This is a genomic window from Lancefieldella sp. (genome assembly GCF_057237245.1).
Genome location: NZ_DBHHJM010000001.1, coordinates 143,611 through 163,738, shown reverse-complemented (window position 1 = coordinate 163,738; position 20,128 = coordinate 143,611). Strand labels below are relative to the sequence as shown.

Annotated in this window: 14 protein-coding genes; 10 read left to right on the top strand and 4 right to left on the bottom strand. The window is 48.0% G+C overall.

Annotated elements, in window-relative coordinates; translation table 11 throughout:
- The first annotated feature begins 53 nt into the window (after positions 1-53).
- The 5 genes from ACO5GU_RS00785 (at position 54) to ACO5GU_RS00765 (ending at position 4,486) form a co-directional block, all read left to right on the top strand.
- Positions 54-1,877 carry a subtype A tannase gene (locus ACO5GU_RS00785; RefSeq protein ID WP_484929629.1) on the top strand — a complete coding sequence of 608 codons (1,824 nt, stop codon included), beginning with the start codon at positions 54-56 and terminating at the stop codon, positions 1,875-1,877.
- 15 nt (positions 1,878-1,892) lie between these two features.
- On the top strand, positions 1,893-2,624 hold the full coding sequence (locus ACO5GU_RS00780; RefSeq protein WP_484929627.1) for a peptidylprolyl isomerase: 732 nt from the start codon (positions 1,893-1,895) through the stop codon (positions 2,622-2,624).
- A gap of 121 nt (positions 2,625-2,745) precedes the next feature.
- Positions 2,746-3,246, top strand: a complete 501-nt coding sequence (locus ACO5GU_RS00775) for a hypothetical protein (protein WP_035434733.1) — start codon at positions 2,746-2,748, stop codon at positions 3,244-3,246.
- A gap of 37 nt (positions 3,247-3,283) precedes the next feature.
- A complete protein-coding gene (locus tag ACO5GU_RS00770; protein WP_484804835.1) occupies positions 3,284-3,571 on the top strand; it encodes an ACT domain-containing protein in 288 nt (95 codons plus the stop codon).
- Positions 3,572-3,583: 12 nt separating this feature from the next.
- Positions 3,584-4,486, top strand: a complete 903-nt coding sequence (locus ACO5GU_RS00765) for an HAD-IIB family hydrolase (RefSeq protein WP_484929625.1) — start codon at positions 3,584-3,586, stop codon at positions 4,484-4,486.
- A 120-nt stretch (positions 4,487-4,606) separates the two neighbouring features.
- Here ACO5GU_RS00765 and ACO5GU_RS00760 read toward each other — a convergent pair whose 3' ends face one another.
- Entirely contained in the window at positions 4,607-6,889 is a 2,283-nt protein-coding gene (locus ACO5GU_RS00760; protein ID WP_484929624.1) for a KUP/HAK/KT family potassium transporter, read from the bottom strand.
- Positions 6,890-7,005: 116 nt separating this feature from the next.
- Positions 7,006-9,288 carry a bifunctional 23S rRNA (guanine(2069)-N(7))-methyltransferase RlmK/23S rRNA (guanine(2445)-N(2))-methyltransferase RlmL gene (gene rlmKL, locus ACO5GU_RS00755; protein ID WP_484929622.1) on the bottom strand — a complete coding sequence of 761 codons (2,283 nt, stop codon included), beginning with the start codon at positions 9,286-9,288 and terminating at the stop codon, positions 7,006-7,008.
- Between the two features lie 334 nt (positions 9,289-9,622).
- Here rlmKL and ACO5GU_RS00750 point away from each other — a divergent pair, with 334 nt between their 5' ends.
- Positions 9,623-11,344, top strand: a complete 1,722-nt coding sequence (locus tag ACO5GU_RS00750; RefSeq protein ID WP_484876830.1) for a phospho-sugar mutase — start codon at positions 9,623-9,625, stop codon at positions 11,342-11,344.
- Positions 11,345-11,562: 218 nt separating this feature from the next.
- Here ACO5GU_RS00750 and ACO5GU_RS00745 read toward each other — a convergent pair whose 3' ends face one another.
- On the bottom strand, positions 11,563-12,612 hold the full coding sequence (locus tag ACO5GU_RS00745; protein WP_484929621.1) for a hypothetical protein: 1,050 nt from the start codon (positions 12,610-12,612) through the stop codon (positions 11,563-11,565).
- Positions 12,613-12,834: 222 nt separating this feature from the next.
- Here ACO5GU_RS00745 and ACO5GU_RS00740 point away from each other — a divergent pair, with 222 nt between their 5' ends.
- Positions 12,835-13,275 carry an arginine repressor gene (locus tag ACO5GU_RS00740; RefSeq protein ID WP_084054933.1) on the top strand — a complete coding sequence of 147 codons (441 nt, stop codon included), beginning with the start codon at positions 12,835-12,837 and terminating at the stop codon, positions 13,273-13,275.
- A gap of 105 nt (positions 13,276-13,380) precedes the next feature.
- Here ACO5GU_RS00740 and ACO5GU_RS00735 read toward each other — a convergent pair whose 3' ends face one another.
- Positions 13,381-15,516: a transglycosylase domain-containing protein gene (locus ACO5GU_RS00735; RefSeq protein WP_484929620.1), complete on the bottom strand. Its 2,136-nt coding sequence runs from the start codon at positions 15,514-15,516 to the stop codon at positions 13,381-13,383.
- 161 nt (positions 15,517-15,677) lie between these two features.
- Between ACO5GU_RS00735 and tyrS the strand changes: the two genes are divergently transcribed.
- From tyrS to rfbA, 3 genes are all read left to right on the top strand, one after another.
- The gene (tyrS, locus tag ACO5GU_RS00730; RefSeq protein WP_484929618.1) at positions 15,678-16,889 is read left to right on the top strand and encodes a tyrosine--tRNA ligase; all 1,212 of its coding nucleotides are present in this window, start codon (positions 15,678-15,680) and stop codon (positions 16,887-16,889) included.
- 33 nt (positions 16,890-16,922) lie between these two features.
- Complete coding sequence (locus ACO5GU_RS00725) at positions 16,923-19,103, top strand: DUF6541 family protein (RefSeq protein ID WP_484929616.1); 2,181 nt, start codon at positions 16,923-16,925, stop codon at positions 19,101-19,103.
- 75 nt (positions 19,104-19,178) lie between these two features.
- Positions 19,179-20,081 carry a glucose-1-phosphate thymidylyltransferase RfbA gene (gene rfbA / locus ACO5GU_RS00720; RefSeq protein ID WP_484849255.1) on the top strand — a complete coding sequence of 301 codons (903 nt, stop codon included), beginning with the start codon at positions 19,179-19,181 and terminating at the stop codon, positions 20,079-20,081.
- Positions 20,082-20,128 lie beyond the last annotated feature (47 nt).

The window sequence follows — 20,128 nt, the reverse complement described above, 5'->3', positions numbered from 1 at the left end:
TTAGGTCAGCGGTCGTTGCTGCCTCCACTGAATAAACTATTCGAGGGGAAATTATGGCCTTTACGAGAAAAGAATTCTTGTCCCTTTCTGCTTTGGGAGCTGCAGGTACCTTGGCTGCATGTACTCCACAGGCAAGGACGTCTGAGGATACGAATCAGCCTGCATCTAACGTGGACCTTGAAGAGTTCAAGTCACTCAAGCTGGACATGACCCAGTGGAGCTATGACGAGGATAACGACTGCTACTATCAGCTGGGCATTCAGTACTGCACTAAGCCTGCAAGCAAGTCGGTAAACACTCTCTCGGTCTTTGTACCTGGAAAGTATTTTTCGGGAACCAAGAAGGGCTCTACGTACGAGTGCGAAGTGAGCGAGAAGGCCGTTGTAGGCAGCTTCACCGCAAGTACCGCGCCAATCGTCATGCCTATTAACACAGCAACGCTCGCCCCTCAGAGCGCTCCTACAAGTTACTCATACGAAGGCCTTGCACCGTACCTTGAGGCTGGTTGTGTGTACGTATACGCAGGTTTCCGCGGCAGAAGTGCGGGTTACGATTCAACTACAGGCTCGGACGAGCTTTACGCAGGCGGCTCTCCTTGGCCAGCAGTAGACTTTAAGGCTGCTATCAGGTATTTGCGCTACAACAACGAGCTACTCCCATGCAATACATCAAAGATTTTTGTGTTTGGCTTTGCAGCTGGTGGCGGCCTCAGCGCGGTGCTGGGAACCTCGGGAGACTCTCCGCTCTATACGCCATATCTTAAGGCTGTTGGCGCTGCTACACATAGTGAGAAGGGCGAGCAACTTTCAGACTCTATTTACGGCAGCGCTTCATGGTGTCCTGCAACTTCATACGACCTTGCAGACGCAGCGTATGAGTGGTCAGCTGGTCAGTATGCAGATGCAACAGACTCTCGTGCTGAGGGTGTATGGACCCAACCTCTCTCGCAAGATCTTGCTGGTGCATATGCTTCATTTGTCAACAACATGGATCTTCTCGACAGCAATGACAGCAAGGTCAGTCTTGATGAGACTAACTCTGGCGTCTATACCGCTGGATCATATGCAGACCTTCTTATCAACGAGCTTAAGACTTCTGCGAATAACTTTGTCAGAGACAACGCATTCCCTTATACCTCTACACCTCAGCGACTGGAAGAGCCTACGTTCCCAGGTGACCCAAATCTCGCAACGGTTCGTGGTACAGATAATGCAGCTCCTGCTACTCAGCAGGTTCAATCTACTATCTACGATACTGCTGAGCACTATTTTGGCTCTCTGAACTCAGAATCTATTTGGGTTGTATATAACCTTCGTCGTCAGAGCGTTGAGCTTGAGAATTTTAGGGGTTTCTCGCGAGCTTTAAGAGGCGCGTCGCTTCCGGTTGGAGCTTTTGATGCTCCCGATAGAAGCACCCGCGCTAATCAGCTTTTTGGTGTTGGCGAGCAAAGTACGCTGCATTTTGATGAGCAGACTGCTGACCTCATTAAAAAGAACCTTGATACTTACATGAAGCTTGCCGATTGGAAGTCTAGCTACGCTAATGATTGGACTTCTGATCTGAATAAGGCTGATACGCTGGAGAATGACATTCCAACTCGTGTTGATATGTTCAATCCACTGTACTTTACCAGCGCATCTTACAAAGGCTATCAGACAGCATCGGTTGCTCCTTATTGGCGTATTAATGAGGGCGCTCAGAATACTGATACTTCAATTTGCACCTCGTTCAATTTGGGCCTGTCTCTAAAGCATTTCTCGGGCGCGAGCAGTGTTGATTACACGCTTGTTTGGGATAAGGGCCACGTTCTTGCCGAGAGAACAGGCAATGCAACTGCCAATTTGGTGTCTTGGATTGTTTCGTGCGCGTCTGCTTAAAGAGGAGGGCATAGCGTGTTTCAAACAAAGAACCGCCGACTGTATGGTGTTGTTGTTATTGTTGTGCTTGCGGTAGGAGCAATATTCTTCTCTCTTATGAGGGGTGCTGATAAGCCTCAGTCACAAGCAAGCTCGCAATCACAGCAGACGCAACAGACGCAACAAACGCAACAAACGCAACAGACGCAGTCTCAGAGCTCACAAAACAAGGGCTACATTGATTCTGTAGCAGCGGATGACCCGTATGCAAAGGGCATTCACCATGTTCGTATTGTGGTGAAGGATTACGGCACTATCGAGGCAACTCTTAACGCAAACGTTGCGCCTATTACGGTTTCCAATTTTGCGCATCTTGCCGAGTCAGGCTTCTATAATGGCCTTACGTTCCATCGCATTATTGACGGCTTCATGATTCAAGGTGGAGATCCTAAGGGCAATGGCTCGGGTGGATCCGAGAATAAAATCAAGGGCGAGTTTACCAAAAACGGTGTCGAGAATAACATCTCGCATACACGTGGAACTATTTCCATGGCACGCGCCCAAGATCCAAACTCTGCAAGCTCACAGTTCTTTATCATGCAGGCAGACAACTCAACTCTGAATGGAAATTACGCTGCATTTGGCACGGTAACAAGTGGAATGGACGTTGTCGATGCAATTTGTAAAGGCGTAACTCCAACCGATTCAAATGGAACCATCCCTGCTTCAGAGCAACCAGTCATTGAGTCCATCACAATGATTGATTAGATTCCTTATATAAAATATTGTTATGTTATTGAATGACCTGCGACAAGTTATAAAGTTGCAGGTCATTGCCTTAAAACACACTTCTCATGGTATACTATTGTTATCCGAGAGGAGTGGTGTTATGCGAGCTGTTGGCGAGTTTTGCGTTCACCCAGGTCAGGGCGTATGTCTTGTTGAAAATGTAGTTTCGGAGCCTACTCCGGCCTACGTTTTGTCTCCTATTGGGCAAAAACACCCTGTTCAGATTGTATTTCCTCTTAATCAAGAGTTCAGGCTTCGTGATCTTATGACGCACGACGAGGCCATGAATCTTGTTGATACCTATCCTCAAATTGAGCTTATTACGTTCCATATTCATAATGCGTCGCTTGAGGAATCTCATTTTAGACACGCTATTAGAGAAGGTTCTTGTAAAGACTCCTTTAGTATTGCTAAAACGTTTAGAGCTCGTATTGATAAGGCGCGTTCGCTCAACAAGAAACCACCTGTTTCTCACGAGAGAATTTTTAAGATGGCCAGTAATCGCGGTCTTTACGAGCTTATTACGGCACTTAACTGTACTGTTGATGAGATTCAAAAGGTGTTTAGTTCGCGCTATGGCGTAGAAATTGGAAAAGCGTAGCTTATAATTAACCCATCCGTTCAAGAGATGGGAAATTATGGCTTCAGAAACATCCGCTAATCGCGCTGTTGTCACTGTTTTGGGCAGCGACGCTCCTGGAATTGTTGCGGCAATTTCTTCCACGTTGGCTGAGTCAAACGCAAATATCCTTGATATTGCTCAGACAATATTGTCTGGTATTTTTACCATGACCATGCTGGTTGAACTTCAGGATGCTGAGTCTTTCTTGAGCCTCAAAGAGCGTCTTGATACCGTCTCAGAAAAGCTTGGTGTACAGGTTAACATGCAGCGTGAAGAGGTCTTCACGTTTATGTATCGTCCTTAAAGGGGTAGTGTTTTGTCAGAGCTTTCAACTGAAGAACTCATTGCTCAAAAGCAGTCTTGGCTCAATCAAGATGTATCAAATCTGAAAGTAGATATTGTCTTTTCCGATATGGATGAGACGTTTTTGCATACTGATAAATCTCTTGATGCCAAAAATATGGCAATGTTGGATCGCCTGGCTGAGCTAGATATTCCCTTTATTCCTTGTTCTGGACGCGCGTTTAACGTGCTGCCAAAAGAGGTTGTGAATCATCCTGCTTCTAAGTATGTGGTTTCTTGTGACGGTGCCGTTATCAGAGATCTTTCAACTCAGACCGTGCTTCACGAATCCACAGTGACAAAAGAGCAGGCACTTGAGTTGTATCAAAAGCTTAAGGACTATCCTGTGACTTTTGACATCTTTGCGGACGGAGGTGTCTATCTGGAGCGCTCAAGGCACAATCTTATCTCTCAGCTGGGTATTCCCGCAGATCATGCGGCATTTATGCAACGCTCGCGTACTCCCTTTGACCAAAGCGTTGAGGAGTTTATTGATAGTGTAACTACCATTGAGCGTCTTGGTTCCTATTGGTCTGTTGCAGAAGGCGAGAAGTACCAGGCACTTGTAGCAGATGCTGTAGCTTCGGTAAAGGGACTCAGCGGCACAGCTTCCATGAGTATGGGAATGGAAATCCTGGCCGACGGCACTTCAAAGGGCGCAGCGCTTCAGTGGCTCTGCAACTATCTTGGCCTCTCTACAGAGAACGCCGCAGCTTTTGGCGATTCGCTCAATGATGTCGCCATGCTTTCTGCGGCGGGATTGGGCACGGCAGTTGCTAACGCTCGTCGTGAAGATTTTGAGGCAGCAACCTATATCACACTCACTAACGATCAGGCGGGTTTCTCGCGATTCTTAACGTGGGCACTGGGGGAGTAAGCACTTGGCGCTGAAGGATTAGTGCTTTAGAGGTTTCTTGCAATATGATGTTAAAGAAAAAGCCGGCAGATACAATCTGTCGGCTTTTGTTGTGAGAAGTAAAACTACTACGCGCTAGGCTTAGTGATTACTGTCATGTTGCTCTTCAAAGACATCTTCATCAACCTCTTCTTCGTCAAGTTTAAGAGGACGGAAGCTGGCGGTATCGCCACCAACGTAGTCTGCAACGGTAGCTGCGTTTTCAACGCGCTCCTTGTGCAGCGCTTCTGCAAAGATATCTTCGTCTTCCTCAATCTCTGCAATACGCTCTTTCATAGGAGCCTCAACAAGTGGCATAGAACCCGTCTGAGCTGCGTCATCAAGCGTGATACGAGTAAGCTTCTGCCCGCGCTTAACCTTGGAGAACAGAGGAACGTACTCAAAGACAATGTTGGAGTTCTCAAGACCATACCAGCGAGCAGGAGATCCGCAGATGCGACGAATAAAGTATTTAAGCTCAAGGCAACGAGCGTCAAAACCGTTGATGTCAGTCTCTGGAGCTAGTACCTTACGCAGCAGACAGAATCTAAAGTCACCAATCTCAGAGTGCTCCTTGTAGATGGAATACTTGTGATTTTGTGGCGCAAGCTGATTGTTCTTAATCAGGTCACCAACAATCTGATACAGATAGGTGTTAATACGCTGGTTTACCCTAAAGCCAAGACGCAGGGTGATCTTGAACAGGAAGTCTGTACCAAAGTCATTGACGATAAACTCACGGGTATTTGGATCGTCTGTCAGCGAGATGTTAATAAAGTAGTAGGCCTTAGCACGCTTTGGACGCTTATCCAAGATGGAATAGAGAATATCTCGGTCTAGCTTGTCAAATGAAGAGTCATTGGTCAAGAAGACCAGGTTATCAGCGAGGGTTGTATAGTCTGCATCGTGGCTCAAGCTACGGAGCTGGTCAATGTATTTATCTACGGGGAGATAAACGCTCTGCGTCCTCTCAACAGCGGTACCGCGACGCCAGACAAACATGACAACAAAGATTGCGGTAGCCATAAGAACGGTAAAGTAGCCGCCGTGGAAGAACTTGGTAAGGCTTGAGAAGAAGAACATAGCCTCTATAGCACCAAAGAAAAGAATGAATGGAATGGCCGCCCATAGGCGCTTTCTGATAACGGCCAGGTAGGTGTAGAGCAAGATTGAGGTCATGAGCATGGTAACGGTAATTGCAAGACCGTACGCTGCTTCCATGTGCTCAGAGCTCTGGAAGAGAAGTACAACGCCAATGCAGCCAACCCACATGATGTTGTTTACAAGTGGAATGTAAATCTGGCCCTTAGTTGTGGAAGGGTAGCTAATCTTAATGTGAGGCATAAGATCAAGTTTAATTGCCTCAGAGACAATGGAATAAGAGCCAGTAATCAGTGCCTGAGAGGCAATAATTGCAGCAAGAGCAGAGAGAATAACGGCAAATGGTCTAAGCTGACCAGGAAGCATTTCAAAGAAAGGATTGAGGTCTTTGATAGCGTTGAAGCTCTCGTTGGTGTGGTTAGTGATGATCCATGCGCCTTGTCCAAGGTAGTTCAGAATCAAGCAGACCTTAACAAAAGGCCAGCTTACGTAAATGTTGCTCTTGCCAACGTGACCCATGTCAGAATAAAGTGCCTCTGCACCAGTGGTACAAAGGAAGACACTGCCTAAAACCATGAGGCCAGCTGCATTGAGCTTGCCATCAAAGAGGAACAGAATGCCGCGGACTGGGTTAAGAGCTCGAACAACGCTAATGTCAGCAAACATGTTCATAACACCCATGGCACCCAAGAACAAGAACCAAAGCGTCATGACAGGGCCAAAGGCCTTACCAATGGTAGAAGTACCTGCCTTCTGTAAGGCAAAGAGGGTGCAAAGGATGATGATGGTAATCATGACAACAATGTGCTGATTATCACCAATAATAGCATGAGCTGCAGGAATAGTACGCAAACCCTCAATAGCGGTGGTTACCGTAACAGCTGGGGTCAAAATACCGTCAGCAAGAAGAGCTGCGCCACCAATCATGGCAGGAATAATCAGCCATTTGGCGCACCTTTTAACCAAACTGTAGAGCGCAAAGATTCCGCCCTCATTGTGGTTGTCTGCCTTCATTGCAACCATGACGTATTTAACGGTTGTAATGAGTGTCAGCGTCCAGATAATGAGGGACAGAGCACCCAAAACAACATCGGTGCTCATGGTAAGAAGACCACCGTTACCAGCAATAATTGCCTTCATGGTGTACATTGGAGAAGTGCCAATGTCACCGTAGACGATGCCAAGGGTAACAAGTACCATGCCGGCACTTAGAGGAATGCCAGTTGATTTCTTGGCTTTATTCTTAGAGAAAAGCGCATGAAATGCAGCTTTACTTGTATTCATCTATTAATCCTCTCAACAGATGATTAGTACAGTTCGTCATCATATGTTAGTCCATATACCTAGTTATAACTAGACGAATGTACAAACGTACTTATTTTGCCTGCAAGCGGAAAAATTTACTCATTTTCCCGCGGTTTTCTCGAGATTTTATATGCATGGTGAATCTTCTGATTTCTTGAGAAGTCCTCCGGAATAGTTTCACTTGTTATGTCTTCAATTTCGACGCCAGCTCGCTGGATTTTCTCGACATCTGGTTTGAACGTACGCAGGTTGCACGAGAAGATGGCAACGCCGCCGCGAGTCAGAAGGCGAGAAATGCCAATGATAAGCTCAGCGTGATCTCTCTGGACATCAAACGAGCTTTGCCTCATGCGCGATGAGTTAGAGAAGGTGGGGACGTCGCAGAAGATGACGTTCCAGCGGTTTTTGGTGTGACGCATCTCGGTAATCCAAGACAGGACGTCTGCCTGGACAAACTCGTGCTCCTCTCCGTCAAAACCGTTGCGCTTCATGTTGCGCTTGGCCCACTCAAGCGAAGGCTTGGAGAGGTCAACGGTTGTGGAGTGAAGTGCACCACCATCTGCTGCGTAGCAGGTAGCGGTACCTGTATAGGCAAAGAGATTGAGGAAGCTCTTAGCAGGTCCGGCGCTTTTCATGAGCTCGCGAATCTCTGCGCGCGTATCGCGGTGGTCTAGGAAGATTCCACAGTCCAGTCTGGATGCAAAGTTGACCTCAAAGAGTAGGCCGCCCTCATCGATGAGCAGCATTTCTTTTCTGGAGTTGTCGGCTGCGCTGCCCTCGTCAGAGTACTGAGAGCCACCCTTTGCACGCGTTCTTGTTCGTAGATTTACGTTTGAGCTAGGTACGCCTAGAATGCGAGGAGCCAAAGCTAGGACGTCTAGGAGGCGGCGTTTTGCGAGGTCTGGATCAATCTCTTTAGATGCAGCGTACTCAGAGATTTGCAGCCAGGTAGTTGGCTTTGTGGCACCCTTGTAGATGTCAATGCTGACGGCGTAATCGGGCAGGTCAGCGTCATAGACGCGGTAGCACGAGACGTCGTTTTTACGAGCCCACTTAGCGCGTTGCTTGGCCACCTTAGCAAGGCGTGCGGCAAATTGATCGGATACAGGAACCAGTACGCTTACCGGCTGATTGTTAACCATGACAGTGGGACCTGCAGGAACCGAGGTTGACTCAGAGTTGCTTGCTGGTGCATCAGACGCACCGGCTTCGACTTCTTCAGCGATTGCGGCAGGGTAGGAGCGCATGGTGGCAATGGAGTTGCCCACGTAGACAGAAAGTGTCTGCGATGGAGTTGCTTTGAGTACCGTATCGGTATTTGTATCGCTGGTAAGAAGTGTGCTTGCCTGCCCCGCAAAAAGTCCAAGCGTGGAGTAAGCAGAGCCCTGAAGTGTAGGCTCTTCTTTGGTCCACGAGAGATCGGCAACAATGCCCGTGAAGTGCTCTGCATGTTTTAGCAGCTCAGAAGCTGCCAAGAACTGCACGTCAGCCTTGAGACCGCCTGCACGAAGCGTATAAAGCACAGCCTCCTTGGCCTTTGGGCGAGGGTCCGCTGCATAGAGTGTGACCTGGCGCTCTTGGCCCTTCTCGGCACGTTCATCGGCCTCGGCAAGCAAATCCTGCCAGGCATCGTCGTCGTGGCCAGCCCATCCCGTCATGCCCCAGCGAGCGCGCAGAATGCCCGGCGCCACGTCCAGCGCCATGCCCGCTGCCTCCTGTGCAAGCGCGCCTGCTCCCGGGAACAGCAGCGCCGGCAGCGGCACATCTGGCGAGAAGAGCGATGCACTCGCAGCAGTTTGCGCCTGCAGGTACAGAAGGGCAGCGGCGTAGTCTAGCCTGAGCGGCGCAAACTCACGTGCCGGCCCTCGACCGCCAGTCAGACTGCGCTTAAAGAGCGCCTCACCAGCAAGGTCAATGCCAACCGTGGCACGGTTGCGTGATACGCGCACGACAATAGTTACGTCAGGCGCAAGCGTGTTGACCATAGGACGGCTTCCGCGCTTTGCTGCAAGTCGGTCTACAATAGCGTCTTTTGTTCTGACAGCAATGAAGTTGGTGTTTCTGAGCTGGTCATTTGTGCCGTGAGCACTGACTGCAATGGTGGCATGTGGACCAATATGGTCTTCCCAAGCAATGTGGGAGAGGTCTTCGTAGAGAGCGTCTGAAGTTGCAGCGCCAACGCGATCAAGCACTAAAATGACGCGAGACGTAAGGCGAGACCATAAACAGACGCGGTAAGCATCGGCAAGTGAGCCGTAAAATGCAACCTGTCCGCCAAGAGGGCGCACCTTTTTGATGCGCAGGCCGTCTAGCTCCTGTGCAAGAAGCTTCTCAAAGCCTTTTGGACATGTTGCAAAGAACTCAAGTTCTTGAGACATCGGGACACCTTTCGCCCGTAGGAATTGAATACATACTAGTGCAACATTTTCCCATGTTTTTCTCGCCAAATGGTTGGGGAAAAGAAAATACATCAAGAACCCGTGGGTCGCTCTCGGACAAGAGCCCGTTGGTGCTCGGCTGCGCGAGCTCCCTTGAGCCCTCTCGGTCGTGCGTGGCTGTGAGCAGCGCGTCTGCAGCCCGCACCACCCTCCACTCACCGAAGAGCGGAAGTTCATACATAATGTCCCAAATCATCTGTTATTTTTCGCTTAAAATACGCGTAGTATCTTTTATTAAGAAATACAGAGAGCTGTTTGAGGTTTGGGAGTCATTATGGATGCAAAAGTTATGGAAGCATTTGAGTCCTGGCGTGCAAACGTCACCGAAGAAGACCTGGTAGAAGAGCTCGGTGAGCTTGCTAAACCAGAAGCAGAAGATAAGCTCTACGACGCATTTTATCGTTCGCTTGCTTTTGGTACTGCTGGTTTGCGCGGCACCATTGGCGTGGGCACTAATCGCATGAACGTCTACGTTGTTGCTCAGGCAACCCAGGGTCTTGCGGATTATCTCAACGCTCACTACCAGAATCCTACGGTGGCTCTTGCAAGGGATTCTCGCCTTAAGGGCGAGGACTTCCAGAAGGTTGCAGCCGGTGTTTTGGCAGCTAATGGAATCCGTGTATATGTCTACCCACGTATTGAGCCTGTTCCAACGCTCTCGTTTGCCGTCCGCTACCTCAAGACTTCCGCAGGTATCGTGCTTACTGCAAGTCACAACCCTGCGCCTTACAACGGCTACAAGGTATATAACGATAACGGCGGCCAGATTACGGATGAGGCAGCGGCTGAGATTTCCGCAAATATCGCGCGTGTTAACCCCTTTGACGTCAAGCCTATGGACTTTGAAGAAGGCCTGGAGAAGGGTCTGATTGTTTGGACTCCAGAAGAGGTCCTGGACAACTTTATTGAGGCTATCAAGCGCGTTTCTATTCCAGGATTTAAGGCTGCCGACGGCTACAAGGTTGTGTATACGCCGCTTAACGGCACGGGTATGGAGTGCGTCACGCGCATCCTCAAGGAGATTGGCGTCAATGACGTTGACGTTGTTCCAGAGCAGGCAGAGCCAGACGGAAACTTCCCCACATGCTCCTATCCAAATCCAGAGTTCCGCGAGGCACTTGAGTTGGGCCTCAAGCTTGCTGACAAGGTAAAGCCAAATCTCCTGGTTGCAACTGACCCAGATGCCGACCGTATGGGTACTGCAATCCCACATAACGGCGATTACGTGCTGCTTTCCGGCAACGAGATGGGCGTCCTGCTTATGGACTGGCTCCTTACCATGGCTGAAGAGCGTGGCGAGAAACCCCAGGATAAGGTAGCTGTTTCCACCATCGTATCTTCTGCTATGCCCGACGTCTTGGCACGTGCGCGCGGCTTTGAGATGCGCCGCGTGCTCACGGGCTTCAAGTACATTGGCGACCAAATTGACCAGCTCAAGGATGCCGGTGAGGAGGATCGCTTCCTCATGGGCTTTGAGGAGTCCTACGGCTATCTTGTTGGTACACATGCTCGCGATAAGGACGCTATTGTCGCTACCATGCTCTGTGTTGAGATGGCTTCTTGGTACGCCGCTCGCAACATGGACCTCTACGAGGCAATGGATGCCCTGTACCAGCGCTATGGCTACTACCTCAATGGCGTTGTCAACGCTGCTTACCCAGGTGCCGAGGGCGCTGCAAAGATGGCTCAGATTATGAGCAGTCTTCGTAAGAATCCACTGGAAATGGTGGGCAATTACAAGGTTGTTGGTGTAACTGACTACGCTGAGTGCGCAGAAATGCCTCGCGTTTCGGGCCTTCAGAAAGAGGCTCCTCAGACGCTGCCAGCTTCTAACGTTATTGAGTACAGGCTTGAGGGAGATAACAAGGTTATCTTCCGTCCATCGGGCACTGAGCCTAAGGTCAAAGCCTACCTCTTTGCCAACGGTGCTACCCGCGAAGAGGCCGAGGCTCGCATTGCGGAGCTTAGCGAGGCTGCTCAGCAGGTGCTTTCATAATCTGCTTTTTCTAAAACGTCTTTCTCCGCACAATCTTTTGGCGAGAAACCCGTCCAGCCCAGCATTCACTTTTTGTGGATGCTGGGTTTTTACGTGTTCTCTATAAGGGCATCCAGCTGCACGAAAAAGTCCCGCACTCTTAAATGCGGGACTCAATTTACAGAATCTTATAGCATCAAGTAAGTGTCAAGCAGACACCAAATGAGTGGCCTTAGCAGCTACTCTGCAGCCTTTACCGTCACGGTGTACAGGGCGTTTGCAGCGCCAGCAATAGTCTCTGCGGCCCATGGACGTGAGCTTACCTCGGGGGACAGAGGGTCGTGAACGTTTACCGTGCCATCATCGTTTTTGCTGGTTACCAGGATCCAGTGAGCGCCATCCGAGCTCAGCTTATTGCCCTTAACCTCAACAAGCAGGAAGGTTTCGGCGTCTAGAAGCGTGGTGATATTGTCGGCAGAAATGCTGTAGCTATCAGCGGTAAGACCAAGGTTTGCTAAGTTCTTCTCGAGAAATGATCTGTTCATTCCAGAGTCGGTGTCCGTTGCTTTAGCGGTTTCAATGGCACCCGCAATATCTGCTGGAGTCCAGTTGTTCTTTCCGGTAAGACCCATGTAAGCCATAGAAAGGGCAGTGGGACCAGAGCCCTTGGTGGCAATTACAGAACCAGCATATGAGACGCCGCCCCACCTGGAGTCCCAAGTATAGAGCTGTGGAGCTGTACCTTTGGTAATTGAATCGTCGTAGGTTTTGGCTTTGCCGTCAGAATCGGGATAGTTTGCAACAAAATCAATAGCTTCAGAGTGGGCAAGTGCCAGCTCAATGAGGCTTTTGTCGCTGTATCTATCAGCGTGTTCTGCAATCCAGGCAAGGTTTTTGTTCTGATCTAGCTTGGCTGCCAGGGCTTTAGTCAGCTCCTCTGAAGTTCCCACAGCAACACGAGAATCAACGGAGTTGGCCTCTACCTCTGGAGTAGATTCTTTAGCGCAACCGCGCACGCAGCTCGACACAATAAAGACCAGTAAAAGTGCTGCAATAACCGCTAGACCAATGACAATATAGGTTCTCGTACGAGAATCAATGCGATGTAGTAGAGATTGTCTCTTAAAGAGAATGGCCTGCGAACCAAGGGTATTTCTCTTGCGACGTCTTGCCTGCCTATCAGAAAAACCGCCATCATGAGAAGGACGGCCATTTTGTGGAGAACGACGACGCATTGCAGGATCTCCGTAGGAGCCTTGTCTTCTATCAGGTGAATCATTCAGGGGCATGGTGGCCTCCAAGCCGTAAAAATAGTTTCACTCATGATGAATCATACGGCGAGAAGTGTATAAATACTTTTAGAAAACGGTGAATGCAATATTCCGACCGACGAGCGGGTTATTTGCACCGTTTAGCGGTTTGGCATGCGCATAAGGGTTGATTAAGTATATTCTTTTATTCACTATCATTTGTTTTCAAAGTTAGCGAGTCGTATAAGGAAAGAAGGCGTCGTGAAGCATAGAAATGCTCGACAGGACGTGATTCGTGAGCTTGTTCGCAGCGAGTCCATCCGCACACAGCGCGATCTTGTTGACATGCTCAAAAATCGTGGCTTTGCCTGTACTCAAGCAACCGTTTCTCGTGATACTGCAGAAATGGATTTGCAAAAGCTTCCTGAGGGCGCCTATGTGCTTTCTGAAGATATGCATTTGCAGAAAATGCTCTCTGAGTTTGTGGTTGGGGCTACGGCAGCAGAGAATCTTATTGTGATTCGATGCCATCCCGGCACTGCATCAGCCGTTGCGTTTGCCCTTGATGACGTTGAGCTTGACCACGTTGTTGGCACCGTTGCCGGCGACGATACCGTTTTGATGATTGTGGATAAGACTGAGCACGCTGCAGACGTGGTGCGCATCATTACGCAGCTTGGCAACGTAGAGAGCGTTCTATAAAACACAAATCTTTTGGCGAGAAACCCGTCAAAAGCACACCTCATTCAAAAAGAAAAAGGAGCCTGCTTAGTGCAGACTCCTTTTTGTTGTAGATAAATCAGAGGTTTATGGAGTTCCTGTTCCAGTTCCAGTTCCAGTGCCCGTTCCTGTTCCGGTGCCCGTACCAGTACCAGTACCAGTACCAGGAGTGGCTGGAGTGGTAGGAGTGGTAGGAGTGGTAGGAGTAGTGGTTGAATCGTCCTCTTCCTCCTCGTCGGTAGTCTCCTCTTCCTCTTCGTCGTCATCTTTCTCATCTTGCTTAGCATTAGCGGAGCCACCAACAAATTTCCAGTAGCTATTAGGCTTGTAAGCAATAGTTTCAGTGGTCTTAGGGAATTCAGCACGTGCAACACCAGAAAGTGCTGCGTTCATGTAGTACGCCCAAACATACTGTGCAGTAACAAAGGTAGAAGACTCTCCACCGCCAATGATAACGGGGTCACGGCTATCTGGATATCCACACCAAGCAACTGTTGCAAGCTGTGGAGTATAGGCGCAGAACCAAAGGTCCTCGGAGTTATCGGAAGTACCTGTCTTACCAGCAACTGGCTGGTTAAAGGTCTTCAGGTTGTAAGCATAGCGACCAGTACCAGAGGTAAGAACGCCGCTCAGAACATCGGTAGCAGCTGCAGCAACAGCTGGGCTAATTGCCTGAACTGGGTTGTCCTTGTGCTCGTAGATAACGTTTCCGTTACGGTCTTCGATGCGTGTAATTGCTACAGCATCACGACGAACACCGCCTGCAGCAAGCGTTGCAAATGCTGTGCACTGCTCAATAGGGGTTACGCCCTGAGAACCAAGAGTGGTAGACAGGTATGGCTGTAGCTGAGTGCGAATACCCATGGCATAGCACGTCTGAAGGATCTTATCGATACCAATAGCTTCAGCAACCTGTGCGTAAACAGTGTTGGAAGAGTAAACCGTACCTTGACGCAGGGTAATTGCACCGTAGCTGTAGTTGCCAGCGTTTTTAACCAACCAGGTTGGCGTAATTTGCATAGGGGAGTTGCCGTTAAGAACAATCTCTGGGTTCATACCCTCAGAAAGGGCTGCTACCAGCGTATACATCTTAAAACTGGAGCCCATCTGACGGTTACTACTGGTTGCAATGTTGTACTGACTCTTTGAGTAATCCTGTCCACCAACCATTGCTTTAATGTAGCCAGTTTGAGGATCAATGGAAACCAAAGCAGCGCCCAGGCGAGGGTTGCCAAGCTCAGCAATACGCCTTCTAGCAGCCTCATCAGCATCTTTCTGGAGGTCAGGATCAAGTGTAGTATAAACACGCAATCCACCCTGGAGAATAGTATCGCTATCAAAGTCTTCCTGAAGCAGGCTACGAATGTAGTCAGTCCAGTAAGGGAACTGGCCAATGTTGTCGGTCAAAGTACCAGGGTTAAGTACTAAGTCCTCAGCAACAGCTTCATCGTACTGCTCCTGTGTAATATCGCCCGCGCGAAGCATACGCTCAAGAACGGTATTACGCCTTTCTCTTGCTGCCTCTGGATTAACAGTTGGGTCATAGGCAGAAGGAGCATTTGGAAGGCCAGCAAGCGTTGCAGCCTCAGCAAGAGTCAAATCACTTGCATGCTTGTTAAAGTAGATAATACTTGCAGCCTCAATACCGTAGGCACCATTACCGTAGTAAATGGTGTTGAGGTACATATTAAGAATCTGGTCCTTAGTAAACTTCTTCTCCATCTGAATAGAGATGTAAGCCTCGCGGACCTTACGTTTCAAAGAGCGCTCAAACTGCTCGTTAGAAAGAACGGTATTACGAACAAGCTGCTGCGTAATTGTGGAAGCACCTTCGCCGCCACCAAACAGCGAGCCAACAGATGCACGAACAATACCCCAGGGGTCAATACCGCTGTGGGAATAGAAGCGCTTATCCTCAGTATCAATGGTGCCCTGAATAACATAAGGAGAAATCTGATCCAAGGTAACAGAGCGACGCTGCTGCAGATAGAAGTCTGCAATGTCGTTGCCCTTAGAGTCATAAACGCGAGTAGGCTCTGCTACCAGATAGGCATCAGCAGAGTTGTAATCCGGCAGATCCTCGAGCCATGAAGAAACAGCTGCACCCAAAGAAAGAGCAAGTGCAAGCGCGAGAAGAGCCATAAAGCCAAAGAATCCAGCAATGCCAAAACCTACGGCATGTGTATTTGCGTGTTTACGTGCACGACGGGTTCTAATACCCATTGAGCCTCCTTGTCATAGCTCTCACTATTATAGTCTGATATTTATGTTTCAGTGAATAAAGAGTTACAACTCTGTTGTATTCTGATAGATAACATTTTGAATTGATACTATTTGAAGCAGTAACTATATGGTTTAACAGGCTTGCGTTGAGAGGATACAGAGTGCTTTCAGTAGAAGAACAGCTCCGTGTTATTACTTCAGGAACTATGCAGATTGTTCCTTTGGATGGTCTAAAAGAAAAACTCAAGAAGGGTACCCCTCTTAATATTAAGCTTGGCGTTGATCCAACAAGTCCTGATTTGCATCTGGGACACGCAGTTCCTTTGCGCAAGATGCGTCAGTTCCAAGACCTTGGCCATAATGTCACCTTGATTATTGGTAGCGGCACCGCGCTGATCGGAGACCCTTCCGGACGCGATTCTACCCGTCCTCCTCTCACTGCAGAGCAGGTGGATGCAAACGCAGAGACCTATGTTAACCAGGCTATGAAGATTCTTGATCCAGAAAGAACCACTGTTGTTCATAACGGTGACTGGATTAAGCCTATGAATCTTGAGACCATGCTTGGCCTTATGAGCAAGTTCACCATTGCTCGTATTCTTGAGCGAGAAGACTTCTCTAATCGCTATCATAATCAGCAGCCAATTGCGCTTCACGAGTTCATTTATCCAGTTCTTCAGGCATACGATTCTGTTGTTATCAAGGCAGATGTAGAGATGGGCGGAAACGACCAGATTTTCAACCTGCTTGCTGGTCGCGATCTTATGCGTGATATGGACATGGAGCCTCAGATTGCGCTTACTATGCCTTTGCTTGTAGGTACTGACGGCACTAAGAAGATGAGTAAGTCTTACGGCAACTACATTGGACTGACTGACGAGCCAAACGATATGTTTGGTAAGGTCATGTCTATTACTGACGAGATTATTCCAATGTACTATCGTCTCTGCTCTACGCTCTCTATTGATGAGCTTGATGCAATCGATAAGAGCTTTGAGGATGGTACTGCTGATCCTTACCAGCTCAAACGTGCTCTTGGTAGAAATATCGTTGACCTTTATCACGGTGAGGGAGAAGGCCTTAAGGCTCAGGCTGCTTTTGATGCTCAGTTCAAGAACAATGAGGTTCCTGACGACGTCAAAGAGTTTTCAATTTCCCTTGAAGCTGATGAAGATGGCCTTATCTACCTGCCAAAGATTTTGGTGGAGGTAGAAATTGCTTCAAGTAATGGTGAGGCTCGCCGTCTTATTGACGGCGGCGGTATTAAGATTAACCAGCAGCCTCTTCCCGCAAAGACCTATAAGGTTGAGCCATCGGTTCTTGAGAAAGCTCTTCTCCAGGCAGGTAAAAAGCGCTGGGCTCAGCTCATCTAGTCGACAATGGCAACCAAATAAGGAAGCTTACACATGTGGAGACAGTTTGCTCTAGCAGTAGCAGTTGTACTGGTTCTTTGTTATGTACCGGGATATCTTTTTTCTCGCGCTATTGGCACTAAACGAATGACATCCCTTGTGGTAGCTCCGCTTATCTCGGTCTGCCTCATTGGTTTTTCTGGAATTGCAATATATCCTTTGGGTCTAAGAGGTGTAACGCCGCTTTTGGGAGGCGTTGGTCTTTTTATCTTGATTGCTGCTGGGCTTTCGTATCTTATTCAGAAAATCAGACCCATCCAGGAAAATCAATCTCATGTAAACCTTGGCGAGAAGGACTCTCTAAACGGAGTCTTTCTCTTAGTGACTGCTGCTATCTCTACTGCAATATTCTTTGTTATTTTCCACAAAGCAATTAGAAACCCCTCTTGGTTCTTGCAGTCCGCTGATAACTACGCGCACCTGGCGTACATTACAAGAAGTGTTCAGTCGGGCATTTATTCTATGCTGCATGCTGCCTTTTATACAGGAGCAAGACCAGAGCTTCAGACCCCCTTCTTTGACGAGGGCTTTTATCCAAATGCTCTTCACTCGGTAGCTGCTGTTGCTACGGCCATAACCGGTCTTAATGAAGCACTGACAGAAAACGTTGTGTGGTTTGTCTCTGTGGCAGTTATATATCCAGTGGGTATTTGCGCACTGCTTCAAACAATAGGAAAGAAAAACCTCGTTGCCAGCGTTCTAACCTCATTTGTAGTTTTTGCACAGCTGGCATTTCCTCTTCGAATGGTTACTGTTCATGCAGTATTTCCAAACGTAATGGGATTCTGCGCTGTTCCTAGTGCTGTTGTACTTTTCATCTTGATGCTCAATGGTGCTGTTCCGGACAAAAATGATTCTGCTGCTGAACAGCTAAAGTCGGCTTCGTTTGTAAATCTAAGGCTCGTGCTTTTGTGTGTGATAGGTATTCTCGCCCTTGCTATGATGCATCCAAGCGCAGATTTCTTTTGGGCTATCTGTGTCCTACCTTATGTGCTTTGCAGTTTTTTGCCACGACTTACCAACTTCCTTCAAGACAAATTCACGCTTTCAAAAACAAAAGGTATTGCGCTTTTAGCGGTTATGGAAGTTGTAACAGCGGGCCTTGCGGTTGGCATTTGGGTTTTCCTGCTTAATACAAGCTTCTTGGCTCCTACGGTCAATTTTGTGTGGGAGATTTATGTCAAACCGCTTGCAGCAGCTCAAACCGTATTGAACTTTGGCTTGCTTATGAACATGCCACAAATTCTCTTTGCGGTTGCGTTCTGGATTGGATTTATCAGCTGCATTTTGAACAAGAATTATCGTTGGCTTATTCTGGCGTTTCTCATGACGGCTGTCATTTATGTGGCAAGTCTTTCTGAGATTCTTCCTATTAAGAGGTTCTTCTCGGGATTTTGGTATACCGATCCAGAGAGGACTGCTGCAATGGTAGCAATAGCTGCAGTTCCTGTTGCAATTATTGGCATGGAAACCGCCATTACGCTTGTATTTGACTTCATTAAATACGTTATTAAGACGGTCAAAGAAAAAGGCAACAAAGGCGAGAAAAACAACTCAGAGAATTCTGCTTGCACCATTTCTGCAAATGGAGATCAATCATCCTGTAAGCCCTGCATGTTTATTAAAAACTCCGGCATTCTCATGTGCATTATTGCTGTGTTGTGGGGTTGTGCACTCCTAAGTCCTTGGGATTTAGCAAGCCTGCCCAGAAGAGAACGTAGTGAGCTTCGCTGGGGAATCATTTGGCTTAATGAGGTCTTTGAGCCTCGTGAGCATACAACTTATAAGGCAAGTGAGGATGAGTTTGTAAAAAAAGCTCTCCAGATTGTTGGTAATGACCTGGTAGTTAATAATCCTTACGATGGCTCATTGGTTCTCAACTCACTTTATGGCATGAACATTTTTTACCGCGCAAAGGTAGAATCGGAAGAATTGCCACAAAGTGTAATTATTCGTACAAAGCTTAACGAGGTAGCTACTAATCCAGAGGTTCAGCAGGCGGTCCGAGAAACTGGAGCAAGATATGTCCTGTTGCTCGACTTGGAAAATCCAGCTTTGTTAGGAAATCAAAGCTATTTCTTCTCAGGCCTACAAATCACCGACAAAGATCCTGGATTTGAGCTTGTTCTTCGAGAAGGTCCTTACAGACTATATAGAATTACGGCCGTTGAGTAGGACTTTGGTAAGCTTACGTATGAGCGTTATTCTAAGTACCATTGCGCGAGAAACTCGATTGATGAGGAGTAGATTGTGAAAGGCATTATTCTTGCAGGAGGTAGCGGTACCAGGCTTTATCCCCTGACAACCGTTACATCTAAACAGCTTCTGCCTGTGTATGACAAGCCAATGATTTACTATCCTCTGTCTACGCTTATGCTGGCGGGGATTAGAGACATTCTTGTTATCTCCACTCCTCGTGACCTTCCAAATTTCGAGAAACTCTTGGGTGACGGTTCTGATTTTGGCATCTCTATCAGCTATGCTGAACAGCCTTCACCTGATGGATTAGCTCAGGCATTTGTTATTGGTAAAGAGTTTATTGGTGATGATGCTGCAGCTCTGATTCTTGGAGACAACATCTTCTTTGGAAACGGTCTTTCAGGACTTGTCAGAAAAGCTGCTCAACAGGCACAAACTTCTGGTCGAGCTACCGTTTTTGGCTACCACGTGGATGATCCAGAGCGCTTTGGCGTTGTTGAGTTTGATAAGAACTACAACGCTATTTCAATTGAAGAAAAGCCAGCTCATCCAAAGTCTAACTACGCAGTAACTGGTCTCTATTTCTATGATCAGCGTGTTACTGAGCTGGTAAAGCAAGTTCAGCCAAGTGCTCGTGGTGAGTACGAGATTACTGATCTTAATCGACTCTATCTTGAGGATGGCACGCTTGACGTTGTCACACTTGGTCGCGGCTTTGCATGGCTGGATACAGGAACTATGGAGTCTCTCTTTGAGGCATCAACCTTTGTCCGTACCGTTGAAACAGCTCAGGGTCTGCCGGTAAGCGTTCCAGAAGAGATTGCTTTTGAGAATGGCTGGATTGATAGCTCAAAACTCATTGAATGTGCAGAACGCTACGGTAAATCTACGTATGGCGAGCACCTCAAGAGCGTTGCAGAAGGACGTATCCTTCCTTCTGGAAAGGGAGAGTAGTATGCACGTTCTTATTACCGGTGCGCATGGCCAGTTAGGCAACGAGC

Bases quoted from the DNA above. Each gene is read 5' to 3' on its own strand.
- ACO5GU_RS00785 (WP_484929629.1), top strand. From the start codon at position 54: ATGGCCTTTACGAGAAAAGAATTCTTGTCCCTTTCTGCTTTGGGAGCT.
- ACO5GU_RS00775 (WP_035434733.1), top strand. From the start codon at position 2,746: ATGCGAGCTGTTGGCGAGTTTTGCGTTCACCCAGGTCAGGGCGTATGT.
- ACO5GU_RS00770 (WP_484804835.1), top strand. From the start codon at position 3,284: ATGGCTTCAGAAACATCCGCTAATCGCGCTGTTGTCACTGTTTTGGGC.
- ACO5GU_RS00760 (WP_484929624.1), bottom strand. From the start codon at position 6,889: ATGAATACAAGTAAAGCTGCATTTCATGCGCTTTTCTCTAAGAATAAA.
- rlmKL (WP_484929622.1), bottom strand. From the start codon at position 9,288: ATGTCTCAAGAACTTGAGTTCTTTGCAACATGTCCAAAAGGCTTTGAG.
- ACO5GU_RS00750 (WP_484876830.1), top strand. From the start codon at position 9,623: ATGGATGCAAAAGTTATGGAAGCATTTGAGTCCTGGCGTGCAAACGTC.
- ACO5GU_RS00745 (WP_484929621.1), bottom strand. From the start codon at position 12,612: ATGCCCCTGAATGATTCACCTGATAGAAGACAAGGCTCCTACGGAGAT.
- ACO5GU_RS00735 (WP_484929620.1), bottom strand. From the start codon at position 15,516: ATGGGTATTAGAACCCGTCGTGCACGTAAACACGCAAATACACATGCC.
- ACO5GU_RS00725 (WP_484929616.1), top strand. From the start codon at position 16,923: ATGTGGAGACAGTTTGCTCTAGCAGTAGCAGTTGTACTGGTTCTTTGT.